The sequence below is a fragment of the Vibrio sp. RE86 genome, assembly GCF_013114545.1.
Taxonomy (GTDB): Bacteria; Pseudomonadota; Gammaproteobacteria; order Enterobacterales; family Vibrionaceae; genus Vibrio.
In genome coordinates this window covers 1-8,423 of the sequence record NZ_VTXI01000051.1, presented here as the reverse complement: position 1 = coordinate 8,423, position 8,423 = coordinate 1, and the positions used below count along the sequence as shown (strand labels likewise).

Here is an 8,423-nt window from a genome sequence, read left to right as displayed (position 1 = left end):
AGATTCACAACGCTTGTCGATCTGCATTCTAGGTTAAGTTTAGTGTTTTATGGCACAATGTTTTAGTTAAGTGGTAGCGTTGTTCACTACTTAATTGGGCGTTAGTTGCCAAAGAAGAAAAAAGTAACTAAATCAGCAATTTTAGGGCTAATTTCAGTGTGTTTTGGGCTGGGTTTTCGTGTTGGACCTTTTAGCTTTCGAATTGGTGGAAGTGCAGTTCTGGCTAGTTTGTTGTTGGATTCTCTGTTCCTGAAGCTGGTCCACTCGTTGAAAGCCCGTTCTGTTAATCAGCCTTTCCAAGTGCTTCCTTTGGTGCTTACAGTCCGTATTCTACTTCGTTGTAAATTCCACGTGGTTTCAGTGACAGTCGCTTTGAAACTGCGCCTGACTTGGTTTTTTCAAAGTACGTAAAGGCGGTGTTTGCAAAGTCTCAATGAATTTCAAAGTAAAGTCTTCGGGTAGGCACCTAACAAACAATTTAAGCAGATTCGCAACGCTCGGCATTTTGGGTTTGAATTAGCTTTAGTGATTAGGGCACAATGTTCTGGTCAAGTGGTAGCGTTACTCACTACTTAATTGGGCGTTATGAGCTACATATTAAGTATTCCCCAAACCTTACAGTTTAGGTAAGGTTGTGAGCGATAAACTACTAGTTGAAGAGGCATAGATGAAACCATATTTCTTGATGTTCTTACCCCTAACGGTTGCTGCATACGAACCAGTTATGATTGCGTGCCCAGTAAATGAAGAAGTTACAGTATCATGGGAAGTGAAAGAGGATAGTCTTATCCACAAAATTGATAGTAATCGGAGCGCTCTTCAATCTAATACCTACACGATAACTAATAAAAACTTGTTTGGAGAGCTGAAGTTTCAAAATCAAGATGGTGATCGGTTTACTACTGGCGATATTATGTGGAGAGAAAACGCCAATTATTTATATACACGCTTCGCTGTCCTCAATGGCAAGGGTGAATTGATGAGTGCACAGGTTCAAGAACTTAAAAATTGTACATTTGATTAGTCCTTGAGTAGCACATAACAAGCAATTTAAGAGGGATTCACAACGCTCGGAATTTTTGCTTCTACTTCAAATTTAGTGTTTATGGCACAATGCTTTAGGGTTGGGTGGAGGCGTTGTTCACCCCTTAATTGGGCGTTAAATGGCTTCTCGAATTCATCAAGTAAATACCAATTGACACTGTATATAAATATAGTAATGTATATGCATACATTTGGTTTGTGGTGTGGGAATATTTATGAAGTTAAGAGATAAATTGCGTAAAACCAGCCGTAAGGCGATGGTTGCTAGATTTTGCATTCTACTAGCCATTGCTTATTTACTGATGGTACTTATTAAAACCGTTTACTTTGCTAGTAAAGGCGCTGATTTTCCTTTATTCCAAAATCTAAATCTGCTGGCATCGCAAGCAATTTCTATTACCTATGTTTTTCCAGTCGATCTAGCATGGGAAAATGCTAGGTATATTCCTTTTGAGGGTAAACCAGACGTCATTGAGATGTACTCCATTCTCGCCATACCTTTAGTAGTTATTATGGTTTCTGCCTTTTTTATTGGCGATCACAAAGCACTAAAAAGCAAATATTACGAGCTAAGAGCTCAAATCCAAAAAGAAATCGACTTACGTGAAATGCGAAAAGATGCCGGTATAGAGACTGTCCCTGAAAATGCATCTGTGGATATTGTCATAGATTCAGCTAAAAATGATGACCCAGCATGGCATAATACAGGGTGGGGAAAAGTCTTAATTGGTGTTTTCATCGCAGCTATCGTAGCTGCGATCGGACTTAAATAAAGCCATTTAACAATCTGTTTAAGAGTGATTCGCAACGCTTGGCATTTTTGCCATGCGTTGCGCTTTGTGTTTAAGGTGATATGCGGGAGCCTAGGTATTGCGTTACTCACACCTTAACAGGGCGTTAGGCAAAGGGCAGGAAAGTTCTTTGTTCTAATCTTCTTGTTCCCTCTGGCAGTTAGTTTCTCTTAGTCGGCAATTCAGCATTGTCGGCTCAAATTCTTGAATCTCTCCAAACGTAAAACATGCCAAAGTTCGTGAGTTGCCTCATTGGGTTTCAATGTTGGTTGGTGGTGAGTGTCACTGGTTCAAAGTGTTGAAAGGGCAAGTTAATCGGGGGTTTCGTTTTTGCTGTCATTTCGCAGCGTTGAATTTCTCTGGTTCAAAACCTACTTTGTCGCTGAAAGGGCGCATTTTGTGGTTGTTGAAATCTCGGCTGTAACATAGTGACTTCAGTCCTTCTAGAATCACAAAAAGTCAGTGGGTAATTGGTTGGTTGCTTATCGTGTTTAAGGTATTCTGTTTTCAAGCAAAGTTAGTGAATACGTAGAAAATTTGCCTAACAAACAATTCAAGCTGATTCGCAACGCTCGGCGCTTTCGGTTTCAACTGGTTTGGTGATTACGGTGCAGTGCTTAGGTAATGTAGCAGCGTTGCTCACAACTTAATTGGGCGTTAGGCTATTGTCGCAGGATTGACACTTTTCTCTGTTTCGTAGTCAGATCAGGCCTTTAGTGTTGCCTGATTGTCTATGAGCAGGTCAAAAAAGCTTATAAGCACTTGAGGCAGAACTAGCCTAACAAACAATTTAAGCAGATTCGTAACGCTCGGCATTTTTGGTTTGAATCAACTTTAATGATTAGGGCGCAATGTTCTGATTAGGTGGTAGCGTTACTCACTACTTAATTGGGCGTTAGGTGAAAATACGAAATATGGAGGCATTGTGGAAAGTAGAATTCCGTTACCTACGGATAATATTTATAAGTTCTATGCTCTATTTGGGTTGCTATTAGTAGTGTTTGCATCAGGTGCTTTACTGTATGTTAACCAGTCAACGAATAACTTAGTTTATGATCTTACCGTCGAGTATAAGAAGCTAATCCATATCCCAGAGGAAGTTCGTTCTCTGGAAGATACAGCTAGAGTGCAGATCATAGAAAGTAAGCTTAAGGTTTCGCAAAGCAACAAGAATTTCTTCATTGCGTGTATCGGGGTAATCATTGCGATTGGTAGTTTAATGGTAGGGTATGGTTTTCGAACTTGGCATAAAGTTATACAACCAATGCAAGATGAACTAACTCGTCTTAGTATAAAAAAACTGAAGCAAGAGGTTGGTGAAGAATAATCACCTAACAAACAATTCAAGCTGATTCGCAACGCTCGGCGCTTTCGGTTTCAATTAGTTTGGTGATTACGGTGAAATGCTTAGGCAATGTGACAGCGTTGCTCACAACTTAATTGGGCGTTAGTTGCCAATGAGGAAAAAGTAACTAAATAGCAAGTTTAGGGCTAGTTTCAGTGTGTTCTTTGCTAGTCTGTCGCACTTCATTGTCTAGCTCATAGGGTTCGTTAAAATAGTACTTTGTTTGGTGCTCGGTTGGACTTTCTGTTTCAGAAGCTAAACTGCGCGTAGAAAGTCTGCTCTGTTGGTTAGTCTTTTCAAAAGTGTTCTTTGGTGTTTAAAGTCCGTTTTCTACGGCGCTGTGAATTCCAAGTGGTTTCAGTGGCAGTCGCTTTGAAACTGCGCCTGATTTGGTTTTTAAGCTAGCGTCAGAAACAGAGTTGGCAAAGTCTCAATGAGCTTCAAGTCCAAGGCTTAGAGTAGGCAACTAACAAACAATTTAAGCAGATTCGTAACGCTTGGCATTTTGGGTTTGAATAAGCTTTAGTGATTAGGGCACAATGTTCTGGTTAAGTGGTAGCGTTACTCACTACTTAATTGGGCGTTAGGCAAGGTACGGTGAGTTTCTCATTTCTATTCTTCTTTGCTTCCTTTGGCTATCCGATTTTCTAAGTCGGCAATTCATCATTGTCGGCTCCAATTCTTGAATCACTCCACCCGTAAAACATGTCAATTTTCATGGGTTGCCTCATTGGTTTTTAGTGTTGGTCGGTTGTGAGTTTCACTGGCTCAAAGTGTTGAAAGGGCTAGGTAATCGAGGCTGCCTTGAAAGCTGATAGTTCGTAGTTGTTAATCTCAGCGTTCCAAAAGCAATGTTGTTGCTGCTATCTCGTATTCACAGATTCGCAACGCTCGGCGGTTTCACTTCGAATCGGCTTTAGTGTTTTATGGCGCAGAGGTTTAGTTTGGTGGTCGCGCTGCTCACTACTTAACGCGGCGTTATATCTTTAGGAGGAAATATGGATACACAGTTTTACGAAAAAAGCGCAGCTTTCCTTGAGGGTCTTATAAAAGAGCACCCAGATAATACGGAAATCATAAAGGCGTATATTAAGTTAATTGAGAAAAAAGCTGAGGTAGAAATACAGTTTTTGAAAGGTGATGAGTCTATCATCAAAGAAAGAGAGAAACTTTATACCGATCGTTACAAAGCTGACGCAGAAGTTGACAAAAAATCAATTGATAAAAATGGTGACAGGTTACTAAGCAAACGTTGGTGACAGATATAACAAACAATTTAAGAGTGATTCAGCACGCTTGGCATTTTTGGTTTGCGTTGAAATCGGTGTTTACGGTAGTCAAATTGAGTGTCGTGGTCGCGTGCTTCACACCTTAATTGGGCGTTATGTTTACTTGCATTTCAATGGCTTAAATATCTTAGGCTCTAGTTCTTTGTCCCTCAGGCAGTTTGTCCCTAGTAGACTCAGCAAGTCAGTATTGTCGGCCTAAGTTCTTGAACTTCTTAGGCCGTAAAACATGTCAATGTTCGTGGGTTGCTTCATTGTCAGGTCGAGTAGGCTAGGTTTCTGTCTCTCTGACTTAAAGGCGCTTTTAGATTCTTTCCTAAGCAACATTCTACCTTGGCAGTTGCCTCGGCAATTAACCATTGTTTTGCGCTGTTGTGAGAAGAGACTAGGGCGCTTGTTGGAGCTAAGTAGGGTTGCCTCATTGGGCAGGGAAGTGTTCGTACTTGTTGTTGGTTGGTCGCTTTTGGTGACCAATTTGGCTTTCGCGTTGTGGCTTGGTTCAGAACAGTAGTCAAAGGTGTCAGTTCTTTCTCAAGTAAGTCAGTGACTTGTGGTAAAACATAACAAACAATTTAAGCAGATTCACAACGCTTGTCGATCTGCATTCTAGGTTAAGTCTAGTGTTTTATGGCACAATGTTATAGTTAAGTGGTCGCGTTGTTCACTACTTAATTGGGCGTTAGGCTTCTCAGAGGATAGGTAACTATGAAAAATGCAGTCTGGTTTATATTGAGGTTGGTAATTACATATTTATTGCTTCCCTCAATCTGGGTAATTTTAACCATTAGCAACTCAGCCAGTCTTGCTTCCTCATTTTTAGATGCAGAAATTACGCTTTGGCTTACAGCATTTTGGGGTGTCATTGGCTACATACTATTGAGGTTTAAAGCTTCGAGTAATTTTGGGAGATACTTCATTGTTAGTGTCTTTGGAGCATTAGTTCTTATAATGTACAGGGGAGAGGCGTTTAGTTTTAATGGCATGAAAGTATATTTCCATACGGCTTTCTTAGCCGCGACATTTTCTATCATGCTCATATTCTTTATATTTCCTCATAGAAACCTACGCCCTCTACTATTTTTGGCGCCAGTATTAGCTGGCTCTTGGTTTTTAGTATGGGTAGGTTATAAGCCAGCAGGTGTTATTTTTGAAGTTTTCCAGTCTAAAGCGAGTATTCCCAAAGAAAACTTCAGCAAGCTAATAGAGTTCCTTCCTGGGATCTTAGTTAGCAACTTCGTTTCGGGAGTCATTTATATGTGTTTAATAATGCCATTCTATATACTTGCCAGATGGGGTCATAACCCTAAAAATAGCTACCAAAGCCTAACAAAGCGTTTAAGGCAGATTCGCAACGCTCGGCAGTCGTAGTTTAAGTTAGCATTAGTGTCTACGGCACTATAGTTTAGGTATGGTGGTAGCGTTGCTCACTACTTAACGCGGCGTTATGTGCTTTAGAGGAAAATAAACATGGAAGTAGTAGAAGCTAGCCCTGATTTAGCTCCAATGTTAGCGAGTTATGCGAAAGAATGCTTCGATTCGGGTATCCCAAAATACGAAGATGTTGAGCTAAACCCTGAAGTCTATTTGTCTGGTTTGGTTGAGAGGTCTAAGGCAACCTCCGAATTACCAAATGGGTATTTACCAAGTACAACGTACTACTGCATTTCAAACTCTGAAATCCTAGGTGCTATTCGAGTTCGCACTGGGACTAATGCGAACGTAGAAAATGTAATAGGGCATGTTGGTTACGAGACTAAGCCATCAGCTCGTGGTAAAGGTGTTGCTTCGTTTCTTCTAGCTTGGGTGCGCGACAATGCTGTAAATGACTCGGTTATTGTTACCTGTTCAATTGATAACCCAGCATCTCAAAAGGTAATAGAAAACTGCGGTGGCGAATATCTGGGTAACTATACAGATGATAATGAAGGTACAGTAAGGCGCTATCGTTTAGCACGCACATAACAAGCAATTCAAGCTGATTCGCAACGCTCGGCACTTTAGGTTTCAACTTGTTTGGTGATTACGGTTCAGTGTTTTAGTAAGGTAGCAGCGTTGCTCACAACTTAATTGGGCGTTATGTTCTGTGGCCAAAGAGCTGGGCATCAGTGCTCAGCAAATCCGTAACTGGAAGCGTCAATTCACACGCCTATCTGATAAACAGTTTAACACCTTAGACGGTGTTGACTACTCGAAGAAAGAGTCCGAAGAGCTTCGCGCGCTAAGGCGCGAGAACAAGCGCCTACGTGATGAAATGGAATTTCTAAAGAAGGTGTCGGCGTACTTTGCGAAGAGCCAAGAGTGAAGTACGAATACATTGAAAGTTATACTGAAGAATACAAAGTCACGCATATGTGTCATGCCCTTGATGTCTCTCGTAGCGGTTATTACCGGTGGTTAAGTCGAGAGCCAAGTGCTAGTTCAAAGCGCCGCCAGCGCTTTGAACAGCTAATCCTATGTACGTTTGCTGAGCATAAAGCACGTTATGGTTCGGTACGAATTACTGAAGCGCTGAATGAAGCAGGCTATGCCTGCAGCACCAATTATGTGGCTGATATTATGAAGGAAAAAGATATCAAAGCACGTAATGGAAAAGGGTTTAAATACACGAAGGATGTGGCAGCGATGACAAACGTAGCGGATAATCTATTACGTAGAGACTTTGAAGCCGAACACCCGAATGAGAAGTGGGTAACGGACATTACGTATATCTGGGTGAAGAGCCGTTGGCTCTTCTTGGCCACGGTGATGGACTTGCACTCGCGCCGTATCATTGGCTGGTCATTAGACATCACGATGACCGTTCAACTCATCACAAACGCTTTAGATATGGCCTTCAAGTCACGTAAGCCGCCTAAGGGCGTCATAGTCCACTCAGACCGTGGTTCGCAATATCGGGCACATGAGTATCAAGACTTCATGCGAAAGCATGGAGGAGTGCCTAGCATGAGCCGTAAAGGTAACTGTTGGGACAATGCGGTGATGGAGTCGTTTTACAGCCGACTGAAAGTCGAGCTGATTTATGCTGAAGACTACGACAGCATTGCAGCGGCACGATTGGGCGTCTTCGAATACATCGAAGTGTATTACAATCGAAAAAGAAAGCACTCAGCGCTGGGCTACGTCAGTCCAGTAGAGTTTGAAAGTGTGTAGTTATGTTGTGTCCACTTTTTGTGGGGTACACTAGCGTCAGGAGGAAGAGTTGGATAATCAGTTTAAAGATTTAGCAAAGGAACATCCGGAAGCCGGTAGCAAACTAGGACTTGCACTCTCTACCTTAAGTCAGGTTCCTATTAATGGTATGAGAGTCGCTCCCGAAAATGGTATTAATGGCTGGTATATCTGGTGCGGTGAAGAGTTATCTTCAAACTCAGACTTCTTTGGCCCGCTACATGTTGAGCATATAGTTAAATACCTACCTCAAGTGCAAGCTTATCTTGGTTTGCCTCCTGGCTACCGCTTCCTAATAGATAACAATGGCTACGAAGATATCTGGTATGACAGCAGCTTGTTGGAAGGAAACGCATAACAAATTGTTCAAGAGGGATTCGCAACGCGTGGCATTTTTACTATGCGTTGGTTTTAGTGATTAAGGTGGTATGCGGCGGCTTTGGTATTGCGTTTCTCACCCCTTAACAAGGCGTTAGTTGCCAATGAGGAAAAAGTAGCTAATTCAGCAAATTTAGGGCGAATGTTCGTGTACTTTTTGCTAGTTGTTGCATTTCACTTTCTAGCTTACTGGGGGCGTTAAAATCGTTCTTTGGTTTGTTCTCGGTTTAGATTTCCTGTTTCAGAAGCTGATTCTCTCGTTGAAAGTCTGCTTTGTTGCTTAGTCTTCCCAAAAGCTTTCTTTGGTGTGTCCCGTCCTGAAATGTGTTTACACATTGAGGACGAATTATGACTACTTCAAATAATACCTACGTTAAGCGCAATCAGCGTGATTACACACTAGGCTTTAAA

The 8,423-nt window shown here is 41.6% G+C and carries 9 protein-coding genes; all 9 read left to right on the top strand.

The genetic code is table 11. The features are described 5' to 3' along the window. Window positions 1–667 precede the first annotated feature (667 nt). The 9 genes from F0231_RS20685 (at window position 668) to F0231_RS20640 (ending at window position 7,992) form a co-directional block, all read left to right on the top strand. Entirely contained in the window at window positions 668–1,024 is a 357-nt protein-coding gene (locus tag F0231_RS20685; protein ID WP_171761557.1) for a hypothetical protein, read from the top strand. A 235-nt stretch (window positions 1,025–1,259) separates the two neighbouring features. Further along, window positions 1,260–1,817: a hypothetical protein gene (locus F0231_RS21075; RefSeq protein WP_171761556.1), complete on the top strand. Its 558-nt coding sequence runs from the start codon at window positions 1,260–1,262 to the stop codon at window positions 1,815–1,817. Between the two features lie 943 nt (window positions 1,818–2,760). Next, window positions 2,761–3,162: a hypothetical protein gene (locus F0231_RS20670; RefSeq protein WP_171761555.1), complete on the top strand. Its 402-nt coding sequence runs from the start codon at window positions 2,761–2,763 to the stop codon at window positions 3,160–3,162. Window positions 3,163–4,178: 1,016 nt separating this feature from the next. Beyond that, on the top strand, window positions 4,179–4,439 hold the full coding sequence (locus tag F0231_RS20665; RefSeq protein WP_171761554.1) for a hypothetical protein: 261 nt from the start codon (window positions 4,179–4,181) through the stop codon (window positions 4,437–4,439). Window positions 4,440–5,171: 732 nt separating this feature from the next. Continuing rightward, window positions 5,172–5,834 carry a hypothetical protein gene (locus F0231_RS20660; protein ID WP_171761553.1) on the top strand — a complete coding sequence of 221 codons (663 nt, stop codon included), beginning with the start codon at window positions 5,172–5,174 and terminating at the stop codon, window positions 5,832–5,834. A 99-nt stretch (window positions 5,835–5,933) separates the two neighbouring features. Continuing rightward, window positions 5,934–6,428, top strand: a complete 495-nt coding sequence (locus tag F0231_RS20655; protein ID WP_102426039.1) for a GNAT family N-acetyltransferase — start codon at window positions 5,934–5,936, stop codon at window positions 6,426–6,428. 121 nt (window positions 6,429–6,549) lie between these two features. Next, window positions 6,550–6,768, top strand: a complete 219-nt coding sequence (locus tag F0231_RS20860) for a transposase (RefSeq protein WP_216612387.1) — start codon at window positions 6,550–6,552, stop codon at window positions 6,766–6,768. Continuing rightward, the gene (locus tag F0231_RS20645; RefSeq protein WP_171761552.1) at window positions 6,765–7,616 is read left to right on the top strand and encodes an IS3 family transposase; all 852 of its coding nucleotides are present in this window, start codon (window positions 6,765–6,767) and stop codon (window positions 7,614–7,616) included. Before F0231_RS20860 ends, F0231_RS20645 begins: the two co-directional genes overlap by 4 nt. Before the next feature lie 49 nt (window positions 7,617–7,665). Further along, complete coding sequence (locus tag F0231_RS20640; RefSeq protein ID WP_171761551.1) at window positions 7,666–7,992, top strand: hypothetical protein; 327 nt, start codon at window positions 7,666–7,668, stop codon at window positions 7,990–7,992. Window positions 7,993–8,423 lie beyond the last annotated feature (431 nt).

Coding starts and splice junctions, on each gene's coding strand:
- F0231_RS20685 (WP_171761557.1), top strand. CDS start 668: ATGAAACCATATTTCTTGATGTTCTTACCCCTAACGGTTGCTGCATAC.
- F0231_RS21075 (WP_171761556.1), top strand. CDS start 1,260: ATGAAGTTAAGAGATAAATTGCGTAAAACCAGCCGTAAGGCGATGGTT.
- F0231_RS20665 (WP_171761554.1), top strand. CDS start 4,179: ATGGATACACAGTTTTACGAAAAAAGCGCAGCTTTCCTTGAGGGTCTT.
- F0231_RS20660 (WP_171761553.1), top strand. CDS start 5,172: ATGAAAAATGCAGTCTGGTTTATATTGAGGTTGGTAATTACATATTTA.
- F0231_RS20655 (WP_102426039.1), top strand. CDS start 5,934: ATGGAAGTAGTAGAAGCTAGCCCTGATTTAGCTCCAATGTTAGCGAGT.